Consider the following 18,697-nt stretch of genomic DNA (forward strand, 5'->3'; position numbering starts at 1 on the left):
CCGATCAGGATCGCGATGGCGGAAAGACCGCCCGCGCACGGTAAGCAGTAGAGGAATGGGCGAATGCTTCTGACGCTGGCCCAGAAGTTGACGCGAACGGTCGTGATGGTGGTTGCGCTGGCGATCATGGCCACCGGACTTGTTGCGTCGACCGCCTGGGCCGAGACTCCGCGCGGCCGCGCCGGAACTCATCCCCCACCCCCCAGCCGCTCACACAGACCTCCTGGTGGCACGCCCCGCAACGACACCGCGGTTCCCCTCACTCGCCGCGTTTCCCCGTCGGGCGACATGGGCCACGACGTGTCCCACCCGCAGTGCGGTGTAGCGCTCCCCACGGACAACGGCTCTTTCGGCATCGTCGGGATCAACGAGGGGCGCCCCTTCACCACGAACCCCTGCATCAGCGCCCAGTATCAGTGGGCGAAGGGCACGCCGTACGGAGCCGGGGTCTACCTCAACACCAGCAACCCGGCACCGGGCGGTGCCGGTTACGGTTACTGGCCACGGTCGGGCAGCCAAGATCCGGTGCTGTGCATCGACGCCCGCTCCACAACCGACGCCGGGTGCACCTACGACTACGGCTGGCACGCTGCCGCCAACGCGCTCAGTGCGGCCATGGCCGTCGACCGGGGCATGACACAGCACACCTGGTGGCTCGACGTGGAGATCGAGAACCGGTGGAGCGGCAACGGCATGTCGAACACCGCCATGGTGCAGGGAATGAACGACTACCTGCGCAGCCACGGCGTGGCCGAGGTCGGGCTCTACTCGACCGGCTACCAGTGGCGCAAGATCACCGGCGGGTACACCGCGTCGACCGCCGCGAACTACCGGACGGCGTGGAAGCCACAGTTCACGCCGATGTACTCCCTCGACAACGCGCCGCTGTGGCTCGCGACGTACACGGACAGCAACGCCGCAAAGACGATGTGCACCACGAGTTTCACCGGTGCCAAAACGAGATTGGTCCAGTACGGAGAGGACGAAGGGGGCTTCGACACCAACCTCGTCTGCTGACCGTCCGCTCCTCGATCAACGGGACTCTCGTCGCGATCCGCGGCGAGAGTCCCGTTCGTTGTCCGACTGTCGATCTACTCCGGGCACCATAAGACGATTTTGTTATCGTTGCGCGTGGCCGTGTTGCAGATTTTGAATCATCAGCAACGGATGGCCACCCTTGCCACGGTCACCGCGAATGCGCTGATATTCTCCGGAATGACCAGCATCGCCGTCATCCTGCCGAGCTTCCAGGATGAGTTCGACGTCTCGCGCGGGGCCGTCAACTGGGTGGTCATCGGGGCGCTGCTGCCGATTGCCGCTCTCGTCACCGTGAGCGGCCGGCTCGGCGACCTCTTCGGCCGACGCCGACTGTTCGTCGCGGGAATGATTCTCTACGGCCTGGCCTCTCTCGTGTGCGCGCTCGCGCCGAGTGCAGGAGTGTTGATCGGAGGCCGCCTGCTCCAGGGAATCGGCGCCGCCCTGGTCGTGCCGCTCGCCCTGACCAACCTGACCGAGATGTTGCCGGACGCGCATCGCGGGTGGGCGGTCAGCACGATGGCGGCGGGCACCACCGTCGCCACGACGATCGCCCCACTGCTGCTGGCATTCCTCGTGACGTCCTCGGGCTGGCGATGGCTCTTCTGGACGGATCTCGCGGTATCGCTCCTGGTCATCGCGGCCACACGCAGGTACGTGACCGAGACGCGGGGACCGCCGGGCCAGTCGCTCGATCTGTGGGGGGTCGTGCTCCTGTCGATGGGGCTCACGTTCGTCGTGCTCGCATGCGAGCGATCCGACTACTGGGGGATCAGACACCTCGGCACACTCGGCCTGCTCGCCGCGGGCCTGCTCCTGCTGGGCGCCTTCGTCAGGTTCGAACATCGGGTCACCGACCCCCTGCTCGATCTGCGGCAACTGAGGAACACAACCGTTTCCGCCGCACTGACATGTCTGGCCACGATGCAGGGCGCCGCACTCGCCGTGACGGTCTTCCTGATGCTCTATCTCCAGCAGGTCATCGACCTCACGCCGGCCGCCGCGGGCCTGCTGATGCTGCCCGGTGCACTGGGGGCGTTGCTGTTCTTCCCGCTGGCCGGGCGACTGACCGACCGCGGATCTGCACGCCGGCTCATCATCGGAGGCCTGCTCGCCGGCGCCGGCGCGATGATCTGGCTCAGCCGAGGCACCGACCTGGGCGAAGGGCCGCTCCTCATTCCGCCTCTGGTGATCCTCGGTGCGGCGACGGCGTGCGTCTACATTCCGGCAAGCACCCTCACGCTCACGCGGCTCCCCGAGCAGTCCCGTGGCGTCGCCGCCAGCCTCACCATCGAGGCGCGCCAGATCGGCGGCGTCGTCGGCCTGGCGGTTCTCACAGCGTTGCTGACCGCCCTGGAATGGAGATCTCGAGACAGATTGTTGTCGCGATCCGATACCGACTTCACTGCGGACCAGCAGGAGGCGATCGACAGCCTCCTCTTCGAGGACGCCAGGAGTCCTCTGGTCGCGTCGATGCCGCCGGAACTGCGCAGCGCACCGGTCGCCGCTGCGAACGAGGCCTTCGTCGACGGTTTGCAGGGAGTGCTGCTCACCGGGGCCGCCGGCCTCGCCATCACCGCCCTTCTCGCAGCCTTCGCGATCCGCCGATGAGACCGAGAGCCACACGGGCGTAGGAATCGGCGTCGGCATGGGTGAGCGGCTCACGCATCAGCATCCGCTGGTGGTAGAGCGGCCCGGTCGGCGACGGTTCGGCGATCATGGCGTCGCAGACCTCCCGGTCGATCGCGATCAGGTCGCCTTCCAGGGAGCCGGTGTCCGGGGCCTGCCAGTCGTCCGGATCGCTCTAATGTCGCGCACAGGAGAAGGGGGACGGGGATGTCGATCACCGAGTACGAGGTCGGACCGGGCGCCTACGGCGTCGCCATCGATGCGGACGGCGGGGTGTGGACCACCTTGGTCGAACTCGGCGAGCTGGCACGGCTCAGCAAGGACGGGCAGGTCGACCGCTTCCGGCTCGACGCCGAGCAGAGCCGCCCGATGGTGCTGACCACCGGCCCTGACGACGCGATCTGGTTCAGCCGGGGCGACGGCAGAATCGGCCGCGTCGACGCCGACCGCACGATCTCCTCGCTGCCGGTGCTCACCCCGACGGGCACGCCCTACGGCCTGTGCGCCGGCCCGGACCGAACGCTGTGGTACACGCTGATGTCCGGCGACCGGATCGGACGGATCGCGCCCGACGGCACGACCGACGAGTTCCCGCTGGCAGCGGGCAGCATGCCCGCCCTGATCACCGCCGGACCCGACGGCGCGCTCTGGTTCACGCTGAACCAGGCCAACGCCATCGGACGGATCACTCCCGCGGGCGAGGTCACCACCTATCCGCTGCCGACGCCCGGCGCGGCTCCCGTCGGAATCCATGCGGGACGGGACGCGGTGTGGTTCGCCGAGATCGGCGCCGGTCAGATCGGACGGATCCATCCCGACGGCCGGATCGACGAGTTCCCCCTTCCCGATCGATCCTGCCGCCCGCACGCGGTGGCGAGCACCGCGGACGGGGGGTGCTGGGCGACGCTGTGGGCCACCAGTTCGGCCGTCCGGCTCGACCGCGACGGACAGATCATCGCCGAGGCGAACTTCACGCCGGGAGCCGAACCGCACGGCATCGCCATCGCCGCCGACGAGTCGCTGTGGGTCGCCCTGGAAGCAGGCTCCCTGGCGCACCTCACCGGCCAGGACGACTCCCCTGCCCGGGCCCCGATCACCGACCGGGACACGGCCGCCGCGGGGTGAACAGCCGTTCCGATCGGACGTCGACGTCAGCCTTGTCGTTGACCTGCGAGCCACTCGTCGAAGGTGGTCGGCGCGATGCGAGCCCCCTCGCCGGGCAGCAGCACATTGCCGGCCATCGCCGGGCCGTACAGCGCCGCCCACGTCGGCACGAGCTTCACCGCGCGGCCGCGCGCATCGTTGGTGCGCCGGGCCATGTCCACCAGGTCCTGCGTCTCGGGCCCGGCGACATCGACATGTCGTCCCTGCGGCTCACCCACCGCGACCTCGGCGAGGATGTCGGCCACGTCCGCGGGGGCGACCGGTTGCACGAGCAGCGGCGCGATCGTGGCGACGCCGTCCTGCTCGGCCCAGCTCGCCACCATCTCGGCGAAGCCGTGGAACTGCGTGGCCGGGACGATCGTCCACGCCACCGGTCCCGCGGCGACGAGGCGCTCCTGCTCCAGCTTGCCTGCGTAGTGCGCATTGCCCTCGACGCGATCGATCCCGACGATCGAGAGCAGCACGTGGTGGCGTACACCGGCCCTCTCCTCGGCGGCGAGCAGGTTCTGCGTCGTGGTGGCGAAGTACGCCACCGACCCGATCCGGTCGGCTGCCGGCGCATTGGTGACGTCGATGACCGCCTCCACACCGGCCAGGGCCTCGTCGAGCCCGTCACCGGTCGTCAGGTCCACCCCGAGCGACCGGCTGATGCGCACGGCGTCGTGCCCGTCCCGTTCGAGGGAGCTGACGGTGAGGGAACCGATGTTCCCGGTCGCGCCGGCGACTGCTATCCGCACGATGTTCTCCTCTTCCTTGCCGCGCGTCGTCCCGGCACACCCGACTAGTGGAGTGCCTTCAGGCCGATGACACAGCCGATGATGCCGAGGAGGAAGACAACCTTGAGTGCGGACACGGACTCTTCGCCGGTTCCCATCGCGTAGGCAATGGTCGAGGCGGCCCCGATGCCGACCCAGACGGCGTAGGCAGTGCCGACCGGCAGGGTACGCAGAGCGTAGGCAAGGCCTCCCATGCTCACGATGAGCCCGACGAGGAAGACGATCGAGGGGATCAACCGCGTGAAACCGACGGATTTCCCGAGAGCCGTCGCCCACACCGCTTCGAAGACCCCGGACAGGATGAGCACCAACCAAGCCATGACAGGCTCCTGAAGGTCGCCGTCTTGTCGCGGTCTGGGTACGGCGCCGCTCGTCCAGGAAGCCCCGCTCTCAGGAGCCCGACCCGAGCGTCTCAAAGACTGCCCGACGGGGCAACGTCGCAGCGTGGTGGCCCTGGTCTCCAGCCCGGGCCGTAGAACGTCGGTGTCCGTGACGCGCAGCATCGCCATGCCGCGCGGAGGAAAGCCCCACCAATACGTTGGATCGACGTCACCGGCCGACCATCATTGCGCCGGTGCGGGTAGCGAGAGTGACCTGGGAAACTCTCATTGAATGAGAATAGTCGAGTCCCTTCGCCGAATAATGCGACATATGTCCGAGCTCGGACTCGTCGACTCCAGCTAGAATCGAGCATGCCGCAGGCACCTCGACATAGCATTCAGCTGCACGCGAAGAGCGGCCCGATGGAACAACGGCGATTCGGACAGCCGGCCCGTCACATATCCACGCCCCCGCAAGGAGGGTCCGTGAGCGTCACCACGACAACAGAGATCGACTTCGACATCGCTGCCTACCTGCATCGAATCGGCCTGTCCGGTGCGTGGGAAGGAGCGCGACCTCCGGCGGACCTTGCGACACTGGCGCGCATCGTCGCTGCTCACGGGCAGGCGATCGCCTACGAGAACCTGGACAAGTTCACCGGCCGCGAGGTGCACCTCGACCAGGCATCCTTGATCACCAAGATCGTCCGGTCACGTCGCGGTGGCGGGTGCTACGAACATAATCTGCTTCTGTGCGGTGTGCTCGACGCCCTCGGCTACACCACTACCCTCCTCACCGGGCGCGTCCTGTGGGGCCGGCCGGCCGACACACCGATGCCGCCGCGCACCCACATGCTGCTTCGTGTCGAACTGCCACAAGGCCCATACATCGTCGATGCAGGTTTCGGACTCAGACTCACCGGCGTGCTGGCACTCGAGTCGGACACGGAGCAGCCGACACCGCACGGACTTCTTCGCATTCGGCCCGATGGATCTGCGTTCGTGATGGAGGCCAGGCTCGGCGGGCGCTGGATGGCGCTGTACCGGTTCGACCTCGCCGAGTCGTACATGGCCGATTTCTCGATGAGCAACTTCTACAACTCGCACCATCCCGATTCCATGATGGTCGGGGGGCTGTTGATCGGCCGCGCCGACACCGACCGCCGCTACGCACTCAGTGGCCGCAGGTCCACCGGGCTGAGCCTTGCCGTGCACCACGTCGACGGCCCCAGCGAACGCCGCGCTCTGGAGTCACCGGCCGCTGTCCGTCGTGCCCTCGAGGATCAGTTTCTCATCGACCTCTCCGGCCTGCCCGATCTCGACCGCGCCCTCACGACGCTCTTCTGATCGCGGGTTTCCGGCACCCGATGCGGCACGCCCTCCGCACGATCGACGCACGGCAGCCTGCCGGATGGATGGTCGGGACACCGGTCCGAACCGCGGCTGGTCCCGGCGCCCGGGAGCCCCGGGCGGGGCTTCGTCGTCTCGTGCCTCCCCTCGCGTGTAGCCCCTCTTAACGCTTGCCGTGTAGGGCTGCTACACATACGCTGTGCCTAAGCCTCCGAAGATGAAGTACACCGAGGTCACACGGCGACTACGCGACCACGACGTCTACTTCGTCCGCGAGGGTGGAGAACACGAAATCTGGCGCTGCAACTGCGTCGGCAAGCACCAGACTGCAGTGCCCCGCCACGAAGTCTCCTCGTATGTGATCGGCAAGATCGGCCAGCAGATGCCCTGCCTCGGGAAGGAGTGGTGGCGGTGACCCCCACCGAAGCACGCATCTACACGGTGCAGGCGTTCCGCGACAGCGGTCTGTGGGTGATCGAGGTCCCCGAGATCGACGCCGTCGGACAGACACGCACCCTGGCTTCCGCGGCCGACACCGCACGAACCTTGATCGCGCTCTGGCTCGACGTCGACCCCGAGACGATCTCCGTCGAGATGGACTACTCGCGGATCGACCCGGACGCCCTGACCCTCATGAACCAGGCACGAGCCGAGCAAGCCAGGGCAGAGGCCATCAACAGCGAGGCAGCCAAGACATGGCGTCAGGCAGCGCGGAAGCTGGTCCGCGATGACCATCTGAGCTTGCGAGACGCGGCCATCGTGCTCGGGGTGAGCTACGGCCGCGTGCAACAGCTGGTCAGCTAGCCGCAGCTCATTGCCCAGCGGTCAGACGTTGAAGCGGAACTCGACCATGTTGCGCGGCCGAACAACCTCTCAGCGCCGCCACACGTAAGGAGTCGTCGTCGACACCTTCACGAGACCTGCGCGTTCGAGGATCGGACGGGAGTACTCGGTCGAGTCGCTGTGTATGAGCGTCTTACCGCAGGCGAGCGCGGATCGGGCGCGCGCCGCCGTCAACGCACGGTAGATACCCCGACCGCGCCACTGCTCCAGTGTCGCGCCTCCCCAGATCCCGGCGAAGTCGCTGCCTGCGGCCGGTTCGAGTCGGCCGGCGCCGACCATCCGACCCCCCGCCTCAGCGACCCACAACTCCACCCCGTCACCGAGCGCGAGCCGGCGCAGCAGCGCGTCAGCCGTCCGTTCGGAGGCCGGCTCACCGAACGCGTCGTTCTGCATCGCGCTCATGGCGCGGACGTCCGGCTCCTCGGTCACCCGACGCAGGGTGACTCCCTCCGGCAGAGGTGTTTCGGCGATCAGGACCGCAGCGTCACCGACCATGATCGATTCTGGCTCATCCGGGACGAACCCGTTGCCCACCAGCGCCTCGTGGAGTCCGGGGGCGTGGTCGTGACCACGCGTCTTCCACTCCACCCGTTCGATCCCGGTGTCGGCCCGGTAGTGCGTCAACACCTCCGTGACCAGGCGGGCGATCTCGTCGGCGTCGGCTCCGCCGAGGTCGCGGTAGGTCACGAACCCCCATCCGCCGCCGAACCTCGCCAGGCGCAGCGGGCCGTGCCGGATGACCGAGACCGCGCTCGGCGTCTCGGCATCGGTACGCAGTTGCTCGTCGTACGCCCGCAGGAGAAGCGTCGTGCCCGTCATCGCGATCACAGTGGTGGCCCGCGGCTGGAACGACAAACCGATTACGGAGTCGCCGCGCCACACGGTGAACGGAAGCGACCTACGCGTTTTAGCTGAACTCCACCAAGCGGCGCCGCCGATCAACGTGGCGAACCGGTCAGATCCTGGGCACCAGGAGCGTCAGATCAGGCAGTTCCTGGCACAGCCCCTCATTCATCGTCGCCAACTTGGCGCCAGGCCTAGCTGCCGCCAGACTCACGAGGTAGGCGTCGGTGACCTGCCGGTGCCCGCGGACGTGCCGGAGATCCACATCGACATAGGACACCCCATCCGGCCAGAACTCGCAGCTGCGCATCGCGTGGATCGCCCCGAGCAGCCGGTTCGCGACAGCCGGACTCTCGCCGCTGCGCACGAGGAACCGAACCAGGGAGCCCTCCACCACCGGGCAGATCGCGAACCGACCGCTCTCCGCCGCCCACATAGTCGCCCGCTCGTGGTGCTCGTGCTCGGCGACGGTCAACGCGATCAGCACGTTCGCGTCGAGCAGGTAGGTCGTCACTCCTCGTCGAGCGCCGCCGCCACCTGCTCGGACGTCACCCTGCGACCGACGCTGATGACCGGGAACCCGGACCGATCGTCGGTGCGCACCACGACCGGTTCGTCGAGCTGGCTCAAACCCCGGATCGTCAGATCGGCGACCACGGCCGACAATGAGCGCCCGGTGCGCTCGGCGATCTCGAGGGCGCGCCGATGCACGCCCGGCGGCAGGTCGACGGTGGTGCGCATAGCCGCATCATAGCTGCATCAGCGGCGATGCAGGACTCGCGATCAGACGTTGAACCGGAACTCCACCACGTCGCCGTCGGCCATGACGTACTCCTTGCCCTCCATCCGCACCTTGCCCGCTGCCTTGGCCGCGTTCATCGACCCGGCCTCGACGAGGTCGTCGTAGGAGACGATCTCGGCCTTGATGAACCCGCGCTCGAAGTCGCTGTGGATCACCCCGGCCGCCTGGGGCGCGGTGTCGCCCTTCTTGATCGTCCAGGCGCGTGACTCCTTGGGCCCGGCGGTCAGGTAGGTCTGCAGGCCGAGCGTGTGGAAGCCGGCGCGGGCGAGGGCGTGCAGGCCGGGCTCGTGCTGGCCGATCGACTCCAGCAGCTCGCGGGCGGACTCCTCGTCCAGCTCCAGCAGCTCCGCCTCCACCTTGGCGTCGAGGAAGACGGCGTCGGCGGGAGCCACGAGCTCGATGAGCTCCTTGCGCTTCGCCTCGTCGGAGAGCACGCCCTCGTCGGCGTTGAAGACGTAGAGGAACGGCTTCGTGGTGAGCAGGGTCAGCTCGCGCAGCGGCTCGGGGTCGACGCGGGCGGCGAAGAGCGTGGTGCCGCCATTGAGGATCTCGACCGCCCGCTCAGCAGCCTCCAGCACCGGGCGCCGGTCCTTCTGCATCCGCGCCTCCTTGGTGAGGCGCGGAACCGCCTTCTCCAACGTCTGGAGGTCGGCGAGGATCAACTCGGTGGAGATCGTCTCGATGTCGCCCGCTGCGTCGATGCGCCCGTCCACGTGCACGACGTCGGGGTCGTCGAACACGCGCACGACCTGGCAGATCGCGTCGGACTCCCGGATGTTCGCGAGGAACTTGTTGCCCAGCCCCGCACCCTCGGATGCGCCCTTCACGATGCCCGCGATGTCGACGAACGAGACGACGGCCGGCACGACCTTCGCCGAGGAGAACATGCGGGCGAGCACGTCGAGGCGAGGGTCGGGCAGCGGCACCACACCGACGTTCGGCTCGATCGTGGCGAACGGGTAGTTCGCGGCGAGGACGTCGTTGCGGGTCAAGGCGTTGAACAGCGTCGACTTGCCCACGTTGGGCAGGCCGACGATGCCGAGGGTGAGTGACACGGGAGTCCAGGGTAGTCGCGGGTCAGCGGGCTCCGGGTGCCGCCTGCAGGTACGTGAGCACGGCCCGCACGCGGCGGTTGTCGTCGTCGGAGGGCGGCAGGTCGAGCTTCGCGAAGATGCTGCTGATGTGCTTGCCCACCGCCTTCTCCGTGACGAACAGCGCGGCGGCGATCGCGACGTTCGAGCGGCCCTCGGCGACGAGCTCCAGCACCTCGCGCTCACGCGCCGTCAACCGGGTGAGCGGTGCGGAGCGGCGGCCGAGCAGCTGGCCGATCACCTCGGCGTCCATCGCGGTGCCACCTGCCGCCACCCGGCGCACCGCCTCGACGAACTCCTCGACGTTCCCGACGCGGTCCTTCAGCAGGTACCCGACCCCGCCGGCCTGGTCGGCGAGCAGCTCGCGGGCGTACAGCTGTTCGACGTACTGCGAGAGCACGAGTACCGGCAGTCCCGGGACGTCCCGGCGCGCCGCGATCGCCGCCACCAGGCCCTCGTCGGTGAAGGTCGGCGGGAGCCGCACGTCGACCACCGCGACGTCCGGACGGTTGCGGACCAGTGCCTCACGCAGCATCGGACCGTTGTCGACGGCCTCCACGACGTCGAAGCCGTTGGCGGTGAGCAGCCGGATCAGACCGTCGCGGAGCAGGACGTGGTCCTCGGCGATGACGGTCCTGAGACCGGCGGGGGCAGGGCGCACGGCAACTCCATCGTGATCTCTGTGGGGCCGCCGGGCGGGCTGCTGACGTGCAGCGTCCCGTCGAAGGCGGCGAGGCGGCGCTCGATGCCGCGCAGGCCGGTGCCGCGCCGGGGGTCGGCTCCGCCGCGGCCGTCGTCGCCGACGAGGACGGTGAGGCGACCGCGTGTGTAGCGGGCGCGCAGCCACGCCCTCGTCGCACCCGAGTGCCGTCCGACGTTGGCCAGGGCCTCGGTCGCGGTGAAGTACAGCGCCGACTCGACCGGGGCCTGCGGCCGCGCGGGCAGGTCGAAGTCGAGCGCGACGGGCACCGGGCACAGCAGGGAGGCGGCCTCGAGCCCGCCGACGAGACCGCGGTCGGCGAGCACCGGCGGATGAATGCCGCGGACGAGGTCGCGCAGCTCGGCGAGCGCCTTGCCTGCGTCGGCACGCGCCTCTTCCAGCAAGGCGGCGGCCCGGTCGGGGTCGGAGCGGACGGCCTGTGCGGCGAGCCCCAGCGCCATGCCCACGGCGGCGAGCCGCGCCTGCGCCCCGTCGTGGAGATCACGCTCGATCCGGCGCAGCTCCGCGGCCTGCGCGTCCACGGCCGCCGCGCGCGACTCCGTGAGCTGCTCGACCCGCCGGGCCAGCGTCGTGTCGGGAGCCAGGAGGAGGCGGACCAGCAGCGCGAACCCGCGCACGGCCCACGGCACCGTCCACCAGATCACCGCCACGAGCACCAGCACCGGAATCGTCAGCACCGAGAACGGGCCGTTCGCACCGATCGCGAGACTCGAGACCGCGGCGAGCAGCGCGTAGAGCACCCAGAAGACGACGATTCCCGCCACCGCGTGCGCGCCGAGCCAGACGACATCCCGGCCGTTCTGCGGGTCGCGCAGGCATGCCAGCAGGTCGCGCCAACCCCACCCGGGCTCTGAGCTGTAGGAGGCGACGAGCTCGACACGCAGAACGCGTCCGGCCTCCTGGCGGTGCAGGTCGGCGAGCACGCGGGTGGCGCCGAGAGCGCCTGCCACCACCGGCACGCCGAGCCCGAGGACCGGCACCAGGACGAACCCGGTGACCAGCGCGAGGAGCAGCACCAGCGCGATCATGGCCGTGACGATCGAGGCGAACAGCCGTCCGGCGGCGAGCAGCCAGACCCGGATGCTCGTCACGCCGGCCAGTCTGGCCGATCACGGACGGCACGTGCAGTGGGGCTGGACCCACCATCCACCGTCGGGCCAGCCCACCCACCCAGAGGCGGTCCAGCCTCATGGTTCTGTGGCCCCGGCGGCACGAGTGTGATCGCCATGACCGCATGGACCGACCACCGCACCTTCCTGCGCCGCGCGTTGCGCAGGCCCGCCCTGATCGGGGCGCCCGCGCCGACCGGCCCCACACTCGCGGCGGCGATCGCAGCAGTGCTGCCGGCGACGGGTGCGCCGACCGTGGTGGAGCTGGGCACGGGCACCGGGGCGCTCGTCCCCGCGATCAGCGCCCGGCTGGCCCCCGGCGCCCGTTACCTCGCCGTCGAACTGGACGCCGAGCTGGTCGCGCACCTGCGACACCGGATGCCGTGGCTGCACGTGCTGCAGGGCGACGCCGCGGACCTCCCGGCGCTACTCGCGAACGCCGGTGTCGGGCCCGTGGACGCGGTCGTCTCGTCGCTGCCGTGGACGCTGGTGCCCCCGCAGCAGCAGTGCGAGATGCTCGCCGGGATCGCGGCCACCCTCGCCCCCGGGGGCGTCTTCACCACCATCACGACCCTGACCGCGCTGCCGGCGCGGGTACGCGAGCTGCGCCGCAACCTGGAGGCCACATTCGGCGAGGTCGTCGCGACCGAGCCGGTGTGGCGCAACGTGCCACCGTCGAGGCTCTTCGTCTGCCGCGGCCCCCGGGCGTGCTGACGGCTCTGCTCGACACGATCGCGAACTGGCCGGCAGCGGCGGTCCTCGTCGTCGCGGCGATGGTGCTGGTGGTCGAGAGCGGCACCCTTGTCGGCGTCGCCCTGCCGGGCACCACGCTGCTGGTCGCGCTGGGGCTGTGGTCGCACATCCGCCCCGACGCATTGGTGCCCGCGATCGCGATGTCGGCCGCCGCCACGGTCGCCGGCGCCCATATCGGCTGGTGGCGGGGCCGATCCGGCCGCGGGGTACCGGCGCTGGACGGGGACGGAAGGCATCGACGGGTGATCCGGACCGGCACGGCCCGGGCGCACCGATGGCTCGCGGGCCGCGGACCGGTGGCGACGGCCGCGCTGCTCGCCTGCGGGCACTGGGCTGCTGCGGCCCGGCCGCTCATGCCGCGGGTCGCCGGCGGGGCGGGAGTGCCGTACCTGATCGCCGGACCACCGCTGATGCTCACGGGCACCGCGTGGGCCGCGACCCTCGTCCTGCTGGGAAACCAGGTCGGGCCGCACGTGCTGACCCAGGTCGGGGCGGTGCCGCTGGTGGTCGTGGCGCTGCTGATCGGGGCCTTGATGCTGCACTCACGATGCCGCCACAAGACCATCGCGGCCGGGTCGGCCGTTCGGTAGAGTGCCGCTCACCCGGATGAGCTAGACCAGATACGGACCGTGTTCGGCCCTCCGGAGCCGGCCGACCCGCGGAGGCAGCCCGTGCGTTCCACCATCAGGATCCTGCTCGCCGCCGCCGTCGGCGCCGCGGTGGTCGCGAGCGGGGGTGCGGTGTTCACCCTGGCCACGCCATCCCCCACGCCCGCGGCCGCCACACAGGCGGTCGCCGCCCCGAGGGCTCCCGCCGCCGCACCAGCCCGGGTCGCCGAGGCGCCGGCCCCAGCGGTGGCCGCGCCCGCGCCGCCACCGGTCACAGCACCTGTGGTCGAAGCCGTTGAGCAGCAGGCTTCGGCCGCCACCGAGCGCGCGAACAGAAGCGTGAAGCGGCAGGAGCAGGACGTGGTGCTGCGCAAGCCTGCCGTCCGGTCCGAGGCAGATGCACCATCGCGCCGGGCCGAGCCTGCGCCCCAGAGGTCCACCGCGAAGGCCTCCGCCCCTGCCAAGCCCAGGGCTGCTGAATCCGAGTCGCCCGAGCGCAAGAAGCCGGAGCGGAGCACGGCTGCCCGGAAGCCCTCCCTCGACTCGGAGCGCCGCGTCGAGGAGCGTCTGCGCAGGATCGTCGTCATCCCGCGGACCGACGACGAGCGCCGTCGCACCGTCGGCAGGCTGATCGACGGGATCAGCCGTCCCGTGCTGGGCACCTGCGAGCGACTGCCGGTCGTCGGCGCACTGGCGTGTGGGGGAGGCGGCCTCCTTACCGGCGTCACCCGTTCGGGTGGTCTTGGCTAACGTCCGTCGCTCTGCGTCGATGGTCCAGATGGATCTCGTCGGCGTGGAATGGGGGAAATCGTGGCTTTCTCGTCCCGGGGGATGCTCGCGAGCTCGGTGATCGGGGTTCTGGCCGCCGGCAGCACCGCAGTCCTCACGCTGGCGCCCCCCAGTGCCCACGCGGCGGTGAAGGTGCCCGACTTCGACACCCACGCCGCGACCCCCACCCCCGTTGGCGCCACCGGTGCGCCGGCCATCGTGCCCCCCGTGACGGGAGCGCAGATCGCAGGTCTCGTCCTGACCCCGGCCCGCGATCGGGTCAACGCGATCATCGCGGAACGCGCACAGGTTGCGGCAGCCGAAGCAGCGAAGGCGCAGGCCGCCAAGGCGGCCGCGGCCCGGGCGCAGGACGAGCACCAGGCCGACTCCAGGTCAGACCGTGGTGACGAGACCTTCCGCCGGTGGACGGCCCAGTTCCGGCAGGCGTGCGACGACGGGCGCATGCGCGGCGAGATCTGCAACAGGTGACGCCTCAGCCGTCGAGCCGGTAGCCCATCCCGCGTACCGTCACGATCCGCTCGGCACCGAGCTTCCGCCGCAGGTAGCGGACGTAGACGTCCACCACGTTCGAGCCCGGGTCGAAGTCGTAGCCCCACACGTGGCTGAGCAACTGCTCACGCGAGAGCACCTGCCCGGGGTGCCGCAGGAACGTCTCCGTCATCGCGAACTCGCGGGCCGACAGATCGACCGTGCGCCCACCCACCCGCGCCCGGCGGGTGCGCAGGTCGAGCTGGAGCCCGCCGTGCGCGAGCACCGTGGGCTCCGCGGTCCGGTCGGTCGCGAGCCGCAGCCGCACCCGGGCCAGCAGTTCCTCGAAGCGGAACGGTTTGGGCATGTAGTCGTCGGCGCCTCCCTCCAGCCCGGCGACCGTGTCCTGCACGCTGTCACGCGCGGTCAGCACGATCACCGGCATCGGGCAACGCTCCGCCCGGAGCTTGCGCAGCACCGCGAACCCGTCCATTCCCGGTAGGCCGATGTCGAGCACCATCAGGTCGAACCCGCCGGTCATCGCGTAGTCGTAGGCCGATGGGCCGTCGCCGACGACCGTCACGGCGAAGCCGTTGGCCGACAGTCCCTTCTCGACGAACGCCGCGATGCGTGGTTCGTCCTCGGCGATCAGGATGCGGCTCACGAGCCCTCCTCGCTGACGCTCGTCGGCCGCGTTCGCGGGGCTGCTGCGCCGGATGGTGAGCTCGCAAGCTCGCTCACGAGCCCACCTCGCTGACGCTCGTCGGCCGCGTTCGCAGGGCTGCTGCGCCCGATGGTGAGCTCGCAAGCTCGCTCACGACGCCACCGGGTGCGGGACCGGTGGCACCACGACGGTGAACGTGGCGCCCGTTCCGGGCACGCTGTCCAGCAGCACCTGGCCGCCGTGCGCCACGGCGATGGCCCGGACGATCGACAGTCCCAGACCGGCCCCGTCGGACCGGGGGCCCGCCGCCGCGCCGCGGGCGAACCGCTCGAAGATCCGGGCCCGGTCGGAGGCGGTGACGCCCGGGCCGGTGTCCGAGACCCAGAAGCGCAGCAGGCCACCCGCGAGCTGCGAGCCGATCGCGATCCGGTCGCCGGGACGGGTGTAGCGACACGCGTTGTCGGCGAGAGCGACGATCGCCTGCGTGATCCGTTGCGGGTCGAGCACGGCGTCGACCCGGGCGACGGTCTCCAGCACGAACTCCCGGTCCCCCAGCCGCGCGACCTTCTCGAACGCGTCCTCGGTGAGCTCCCCGACGGCCACCTGTTCGAGCTGCAGGAACGCCGGCTGCTCCGAGCGCGCGAGCAGCAGCAGGTCCGACACCATCCGGTTCATCCGGCCCAGCTCGTCGTCGACCAGCGCGATCGTCGAGGCGACGTCGGACAGGTCGGCGGGATCCAGCACCTCGAGGTGCCCGCGAACGATCGTGATCGGCGTGCGCAGCTCGTGCCCGGCGTCGTCGACGAACCGGCGCTGCGCCGCAACCCCCATCTCGACGCGGTCGAGCATGGCGTTGACCGTGCGCACCAGGTCGCCGAGCTCGTCACGCTCGCCGGGGTCGGGGATGCGTCCGGACAGGTCGGTGTCGGTGATCGTGCGGGCGGTCGCGGCGACGTCACGCAGCGGGCGCAGGATGCGCCCGGCGACCAGCCAGGCTCCCGCGGCCGCACCGAGGAGCGTGATGCCCCCGACCAGCAGCATGAGCCGGGCGGCGCTGTCGGCGCCGGCACGTTCGGCGTCGGCGAGGTAAGCGGCCACGATCACCCCGCGCGACGGGTCGCCCTCGAGCGAGACCGGGATCGCCAGGTAGCGCACCTCCCCTGCTTCCGGGCTCTCGTAGCGCCCGTCCCGCGGCACCGGCACGGCGGCCACCAGGCTCGCGAACTCCGGGTCCCGCGCAAGCACCTCGGGTGTGCCCGGTTCCTGACGGCTCTGCGACCGGTACGCACCGTCGACGTAACCGAGGAACTTCTCGTTGGGCCGCGCGATGTTGTACGCGATCGCCTCCCCGATCACGTCGCCGACCGTCGCGAACGGCAAGCCGGTGCGCGGATTGATCCCGGTGGCCGTCAGCTCGGCGAACTCGTCCACTTCGGACCGCAGCGCGTCCTCCATCCGCTCGTCGGTCGCCTGGATCAGCAGCCGCCACGTCACGAACGTGACCACGGCGAGGGCGCCGAGCACGAGCAGCAGGACCCAGCCGATGATCCGGGTGCGCGCGGTCCACAGCACAGTGCGCAACCGTGGGAGAACGGCCCGGCGCACCACGGCGGTCCCTCTGTCGGCCCGCGGGTCGGAGCGGTCGAGCGTCGCGGGCATCGGCGTCCTCGTCGTGGCCTCCGGGGCGCCGGCCCGATCGGTGGGGCGCCGGTGCGGTCCATCGTCGCCGAGATCGGGTCGGGGGCCCAGTTCGGCGGGACGGTCAGTCGTCGTCATCGCGCCCGTCATCGCGACCGTCGTCACCGGGGCCGTCATCGCCGGGTCCGTCGTCGCCGCCGTCGTCACCGGGCCCGTCGTCGTCCCCGTCGCGCACGGGGGGCGGCGGGGCGACGTAACCCTGAGGGTCCGTAGGTGGCTGCTCGGGTGGGCGCACGCCCGGATCGGGAGCAGCGGGGGCCTGCACCGTGATCGGGTCCAAGGACTCGCCGTCACCTGTCCGCGCCGAACCCAGCGCTGCCATGCCCACCACGACACCGACGACGAGCAGCACGGTGGTCACGATCGTGAGGGGGAGGCGCACAACGACCATGCTGGGCAGCGCAGGTGACCACGACGTGAGACGGAGATGAGAGGACTCTCATCTGCTGTTCGCGTCCGATTCCCGCCAGTGTGAGGACGTTTACGGTGGCAGAGTCGTCGCCGTGTTACTCGATGAGGAACGTTGCTACCGCGCCGTCGCTGCTCGCGACGCCCGCTTCGACGGGCAGTTCATCACCGCGGTACGCACGACCCGGATCTACTGCCGGCCGTCGTGCCCGGCGATGACTCCGAAGCGGGCCAACGTCGAGTTCCTGCCCACCGCGGGCGCCGCGCAGCAACGCGGGTACCGCGCCTGCCGCCGCTGCCAGCCCGACGCAGTGCCCGGCTCGCCGGACTGGAACATCCGTGCCGACCTCGCCGCGAGAGCCATGCGGCTGATCGCCGACGGCGTGGTCGAGCGCGAGGGGGTCGTGGGCCTCGCCACCCGACTCGGCTACTCCGAGCGTCATCTCAACCGGGTGCTCACGGCCGAACTGGGAGCCGGGCCCCTCGCGCTCGCCAGGGCGCACCGGGCGCACACCGCCCGGCTGCTGGTCGAGACCACGCCGCTCGCGATGGCCGACATCGCCTTCGCGGCAGGCTTCGCCAGCGTCCGGCAGTTCAACGACACCGTGCGCGAGGTCTACGGGGTTCCGCCGACCACGCTGCGCACGGAAGCCGGCCGCCGCCGGGGAGCGATGCCGACCGCGGCCGGGACGCTCGTGCTGCGGCTGCCGTACCGCCCGCCGTTCGACGGCAACGGCCTGCTCTCGTTCTTCTCCGCACGTGCGCTGGCCGGCGTCGAGTCCGTCGTGGACGGGACGTACCGGCGGACGCTGCGGCTGCCGCACGCGGCCGCGACCGTGGCGCTCGACCTGCGACCCACCGCGCCCGGCAACGGCAGTCGACGTGCCGCCGGCGCCGAGCACGTCGTCGCGACCGTGCGCCTGGGCGACCCGCGCGACCTCGGCCCCGCGGTTGCCCGGCTCCGGCGCCTGCTCGATCTCGACGCCGACCCGCTCGCCGTCGACGCGCTGCTCGGGGCCGACCCCGCGCTCGCGCCGTCCGTGGCCACCACGCCGGGGATCAGGCTCCCGGGCAGCGTCGACAGCGTGGAGACGGCCCTGCGCGCGGTGCTCGGGCAGCAGGTGTCGGTGGCCGCGGCGCGCACGGCTGCGTCCCGGTTGGCCGCGGCGCTGGGCGAGCGGCTGCCCACCCAGCTCATCGGCGCCGCCGACGATCCATCCGCGGGCACGGCGGACCTGCTCTTCCCGACGGCCGCCACGATCGCCGAACGTGGCGCCGAGGTGCTGACCGGGCCGGCCACGCGCATCGCGACCGTGCTCGGGCTGGCCGAGGCGATGGCGGACGGGTCACTCGTGCTCGACGCCGGGCGCGACCCGGCCGAGATGCGGGCGGCGCTCACCGCCCTGCCCGGCATCGGGCCGTGGACCGCGGGCTACCTCGCGATCCGCGTGCTCGGCGATCCCGACGAACTTCTCGCCACCGACCTCGCGGTGCGCCGCGGGGCCGGTGTGCTCGGTCTGCCGTCCGAGGCCGGCCCGCTCGTGGCCCACGGCGAGAACTGGAAGCCGTGGCGGTCCTATGCCGCGATGCACCTGACGCGCGCCTCGGCCCTCACCCCCTAGCCAC

General features: G+C 70.7%; 22 protein-coding genes and 1 riboswitch. Of the genes, 11 read left to right on the top strand and 11 right to left on the bottom strand.

Features of this window, described 5'->3' with window-relative positions:
- The first annotated feature begins 63 nt into the window (after positions 1 to 63).
- The 3 genes from ABD743_RS12380 (at position 64) to ABD743_RS12390 (ending at position 3,789) form a co-directional block, all read left to right on the top strand.
- Positions 64 to 1,017, top strand: a complete 954-nt coding sequence (locus tag ABD743_RS12380; RefSeq protein ID WP_344721898.1) for a glycoside hydrolase family 25 domain-containing protein — start codon at positions 64 to 66, stop codon at positions 1,015 to 1,017.
- A 150-nt stretch (positions 1,018 to 1,167) separates the two neighbouring features.
- On the top strand, positions 1,168 to 2,646 hold the full coding sequence (locus ABD743_RS12385) for an MFS transporter (protein ID WP_344721900.1): 1,479 nt from the start codon (positions 1,168 to 1,170) through the stop codon (positions 2,644 to 2,646).
- A 225-nt stretch (positions 2,647 to 2,871) separates the two neighbouring features.
- Entirely contained in the window at positions 2,872 to 3,789 is a 918-nt protein-coding gene (locus ABD743_RS12390; RefSeq protein ID WP_344721902.1) for a Vgb family protein, read from the top strand.
- A gap of 26 nt (positions 3,790 to 3,815) precedes the next feature.
- Here the strand turns inward: ABD743_RS12390 and ABD743_RS12395 are convergent, their stop codons facing one another.
- Both ABD743_RS12395 and ABD743_RS12400 read right to left on the bottom strand, forming a co-directional pair.
- Positions 3,816 to 4,565 carry an SDR family oxidoreductase gene (locus ABD743_RS12395; protein WP_344721904.1) on the bottom strand — a complete coding sequence of 250 codons (750 nt, stop codon included), beginning with the start codon at positions 4,563 to 4,565 and terminating at the stop codon, positions 3,816 to 3,818.
- Between the two features lie 44 nt (positions 4,566 to 4,609).
- Positions 4,610 to 4,924, bottom strand: a complete 315-nt coding sequence (locus tag ABD743_RS12400; RefSeq protein WP_344721906.1) for a DMT family transporter — start codon at positions 4,922 to 4,924, stop codon at positions 4,610 to 4,612.
- A 13-nt stretch (positions 4,925 to 4,937) separates the two neighbouring features.
- A riboswitch (guanidine-III (ykkC-III) riboswitch) is annotated at positions 4,938 to 5,007 on the bottom strand.
- 403 nt (positions 5,008 to 5,410) lie between these two features.
- On the opposite strand from ABD743_RS12400, the gene ABD743_RS12405 reads away from it, so the two are divergent.
- The 3 genes from ABD743_RS12405 to ABD743_RS12415 all read left to right on the top strand — a co-directional run bounded on the left by ABD743_RS12405 (position 5,411) and on the right by ABD743_RS12415 (position 7,078).
- The gene (locus ABD743_RS12405; RefSeq protein WP_344721908.1) at positions 5,411 to 6,271 is read left to right on the top strand and encodes an arylamine N-acetyltransferase family protein; all 861 of its coding nucleotides are present in this window, start codon (positions 5,411 to 5,413) and stop codon (positions 6,269 to 6,271) included.
- A 220-nt stretch (positions 6,272 to 6,491) separates the two neighbouring features.
- A complete protein-coding gene (locus ABD743_RS12410) occupies positions 6,492 to 6,689 on the top strand; it encodes a type II toxin-antitoxin system HicA family toxin (RefSeq protein WP_344721910.1) in 198 nt (65 codons plus the stop codon).
- Positions 6,686 to 7,078, top strand: a complete 393-nt coding sequence (locus ABD743_RS12415) for a hypothetical protein (RefSeq protein WP_344721912.1) — start codon at positions 6,686 to 6,688, stop codon at positions 7,076 to 7,078. Before ABD743_RS12410 ends, ABD743_RS12415 begins: the two co-directional genes overlap by 4 nt.
- A 69-nt stretch (positions 7,079 to 7,147) precedes the next feature.
- Here ABD743_RS12415 and ABD743_RS12420 read toward each other — a convergent pair whose 3' ends face one another.
- The 6 genes from ABD743_RS12420 to ABD743_RS12445 all read right to left on the bottom strand — a co-directional run bounded on the left by ABD743_RS12420 (position 7,148) and on the right by ABD743_RS12445 (position 11,665).
- On the bottom strand, positions 7,148 to 7,936 hold the full coding sequence (locus tag ABD743_RS12420) for a GNAT family N-acetyltransferase (protein WP_344721914.1): 789 nt from the start codon (positions 7,934 to 7,936) through the stop codon (positions 7,148 to 7,150).
- A gap of 136 nt (positions 7,937 to 8,072) precedes the next feature.
- On the bottom strand, positions 8,073 to 8,474 hold the full coding sequence (locus ABD743_RS12425) for a TA system VapC family ribonuclease toxin (protein WP_344721916.1): 402 nt from the start codon (positions 8,472 to 8,474) through the stop codon (positions 8,073 to 8,075).
- Positions 8,471 to 8,701 carry a hypothetical protein gene (locus ABD743_RS12430; protein WP_344721918.1) on the bottom strand — a complete coding sequence of 77 codons (231 nt, stop codon included), beginning with the start codon at positions 8,699 to 8,701 and terminating at the stop codon, positions 8,471 to 8,473. Before ABD743_RS12430 ends, ABD743_RS12425 begins: the two co-directional genes overlap by 4 nt.
- Before the next feature lie 42 nt (positions 8,702 to 8,743).
- Positions 8,744 to 9,817: a redox-regulated ATPase YchF gene (gene ychF / locus ABD743_RS12435; RefSeq protein ID WP_344721920.1), complete on the bottom strand. Its 1,074-nt coding sequence runs from the start codon at positions 9,815 to 9,817 to the stop codon at positions 8,744 to 8,746.
- 22 nt (positions 9,818 to 9,839) lie between these two features.
- Positions 9,840 to 10,514, bottom strand: a complete 675-nt coding sequence (locus ABD743_RS12440) for a LuxR C-terminal-related transcriptional regulator (protein WP_344721922.1) — start codon at positions 10,512 to 10,514, stop codon at positions 9,840 to 9,842.
- The gene (locus tag ABD743_RS12445; RefSeq protein WP_344721924.1) at positions 10,445 to 11,665 is read right to left on the bottom strand and encodes a sensor histidine kinase; all 1,221 of its coding nucleotides are present in this window, start codon (positions 11,663 to 11,665) and stop codon (positions 10,445 to 10,447) included. Before ABD743_RS12445 ends, ABD743_RS12440 begins: the two co-directional genes overlap by 70 nt.
- A gap of 135 nt (positions 11,666 to 11,800) precedes the next feature.
- On the opposite strand from ABD743_RS12445, the gene ABD743_RS12450 reads away from it, so the two are divergent.
- From ABD743_RS12450 to ABD743_RS12465, 4 genes are all read left to right on the top strand, one after another.
- On the top strand, positions 11,801 to 12,397 hold the full coding sequence (locus tag ABD743_RS12450) for a class I SAM-dependent methyltransferase (RefSeq protein ID WP_344721926.1): 597 nt from the start codon (positions 11,801 to 11,803) through the stop codon (positions 12,395 to 12,397).
- Positions 12,340 to 13,026, top strand: a complete 687-nt coding sequence (locus tag ABD743_RS12455; protein WP_344721928.1) for a DedA family protein — start codon at positions 12,340 to 12,342, stop codon at positions 13,024 to 13,026. Before ABD743_RS12450 ends, ABD743_RS12455 begins: the two co-directional genes overlap by 58 nt.
- Positions 13,027 to 13,107: 81 nt before the next feature.
- The gene (locus ABD743_RS12460) at positions 13,108 to 13,794 is read left to right on the top strand and encodes a hypothetical protein (protein WP_344721930.1); all 687 of its coding nucleotides are present in this window, start codon (positions 13,108 to 13,110) and stop codon (positions 13,792 to 13,794) included.
- Between the two features lie 60 nt (positions 13,795 to 13,854).
- Positions 13,855 to 14,301: a hypothetical protein gene (locus ABD743_RS12465; protein ID WP_344721932.1), complete on the top strand. Its 447-nt coding sequence runs from the start codon at positions 13,855 to 13,857 to the stop codon at positions 14,299 to 14,301.
- A gap of 4 nt (positions 14,302 to 14,305) precedes the next feature.
- Here the strand turns inward: ABD743_RS12465 and ABD743_RS12470 are convergent, their stop codons facing one another.
- From ABD743_RS12470 to ABD743_RS12480, 3 genes are all read right to left on the bottom strand, one after another.
- On the bottom strand, positions 14,306 to 14,965 hold the full coding sequence (locus ABD743_RS12470; RefSeq protein ID WP_344721934.1) for a response regulator transcription factor: 660 nt from the start codon (positions 14,963 to 14,965) through the stop codon (positions 14,306 to 14,308).
- Positions 14,966 to 15,115: 150 nt separating this feature from the next.
- Entirely contained in the window at positions 15,116 to 16,741 is a 1,626-nt protein-coding gene (locus ABD743_RS12475) for a sensor histidine kinase (RefSeq protein WP_344721936.1), read from the bottom strand.
- Positions 16,728 to 17,054 carry a hypothetical protein gene (locus ABD743_RS12480; protein ID WP_344721938.1) on the bottom strand — a complete coding sequence of 109 codons (327 nt, stop codon included), beginning with the start codon at positions 17,052 to 17,054 and terminating at the stop codon, positions 16,728 to 16,730. Before ABD743_RS12480 ends, ABD743_RS12475 begins: the two co-directional genes overlap by 14 nt.
- A gap of 112 nt (positions 17,055 to 17,166) precedes the next feature.
- Between ABD743_RS12480 and ABD743_RS12485 the strand changes: the two genes are divergently transcribed.
- Positions 17,167 to 18,693, top strand: a complete 1,527-nt coding sequence (locus tag ABD743_RS12485) for a DNA-3-methyladenine glycosylase 2 family protein (protein ID WP_344721940.1) — start codon at positions 17,167 to 17,169, stop codon at positions 18,691 to 18,693.
- Positions 18,694 to 18,697 lie beyond the last annotated feature (4 nt).

The sequence above is a fragment of the Pseudonocardia yunnanensis genome, assembly GCF_039534065.1.
Classification (GTDB): domain Bacteria; phylum Actinomycetota; class Actinomycetes; order Mycobacteriales; family Pseudonocardiaceae; genus Pseudonocardia; species Pseudonocardia yunnanensis.

What these genes read in the sequence shown, in the direction of transcription:
- ABD743_RS12420 (WP_344721914.1), bottom strand. Translation starts at nt 7,936, where the DNA reads ATGACGGGCACGACGCTTCTCCTGCGGGCGTACGACGAGCAACTGCGT.
- ABD743_RS12450 (WP_344721926.1), top strand. Translation starts at nt 11,801, where the DNA reads ATGACCGCATGGACCGACCACCGCACCTTCCTGCGCCGCGCGTTGCGC.
- ABD743_RS12430 (WP_344721918.1), bottom strand. Translation starts at nt 8,701, where the DNA reads ATGCGCACCACCGTCGACCTGCCGCCGGGCGTGCATCGGCGCGCCCTC.
- ABD743_RS12480 (WP_344721938.1), bottom strand. Translation starts at nt 17,054, where the DNA reads ATGGTCGTTGTGCGCCTCCCCCTCACGATCGTGACCACCGTGCTGCTC.
- ABD743_RS12390 (WP_344721902.1), top strand. Translation starts at nt 2,872, where the DNA reads ATGTCGATCACCGAGTACGAGGTCGGACCGGGCGCCTACGGCGTCGCC.
- ABD743_RS12475 (WP_344721936.1), bottom strand. Translation starts at nt 16,741, where the DNA reads ATGACGACGACTGACCGTCCCGCCGAACTGGGCCCCCGACCCGATCTC.
- ABD743_RS12380 (WP_344721898.1), top strand. Translation starts at nt 64, where the DNA reads ATGCTTCTGACGCTGGCCCAGAAGTTGACGCGAACGGTCGTGATGGTG.
- ABD743_RS12400 (WP_344721906.1), bottom strand. Translation starts at nt 4,924, where the DNA reads ATGGCTTGGTTGGTGCTCATCCTGTCCGGGGTCTTCGAAGCGGTGTGG.
- ABD743_RS12410 (WP_344721910.1), top strand. Translation starts at nt 6,492, where the DNA reads ATGAAGTACACCGAGGTCACACGGCGACTACGCGACCACGACGTCTAC.
- ABD743_RS12385 (WP_344721900.1), top strand. Translation starts at nt 1,168, where the DNA reads ATGGCCACCCTTGCCACGGTCACCGCGAATGCGCTGATATTCTCCGGA.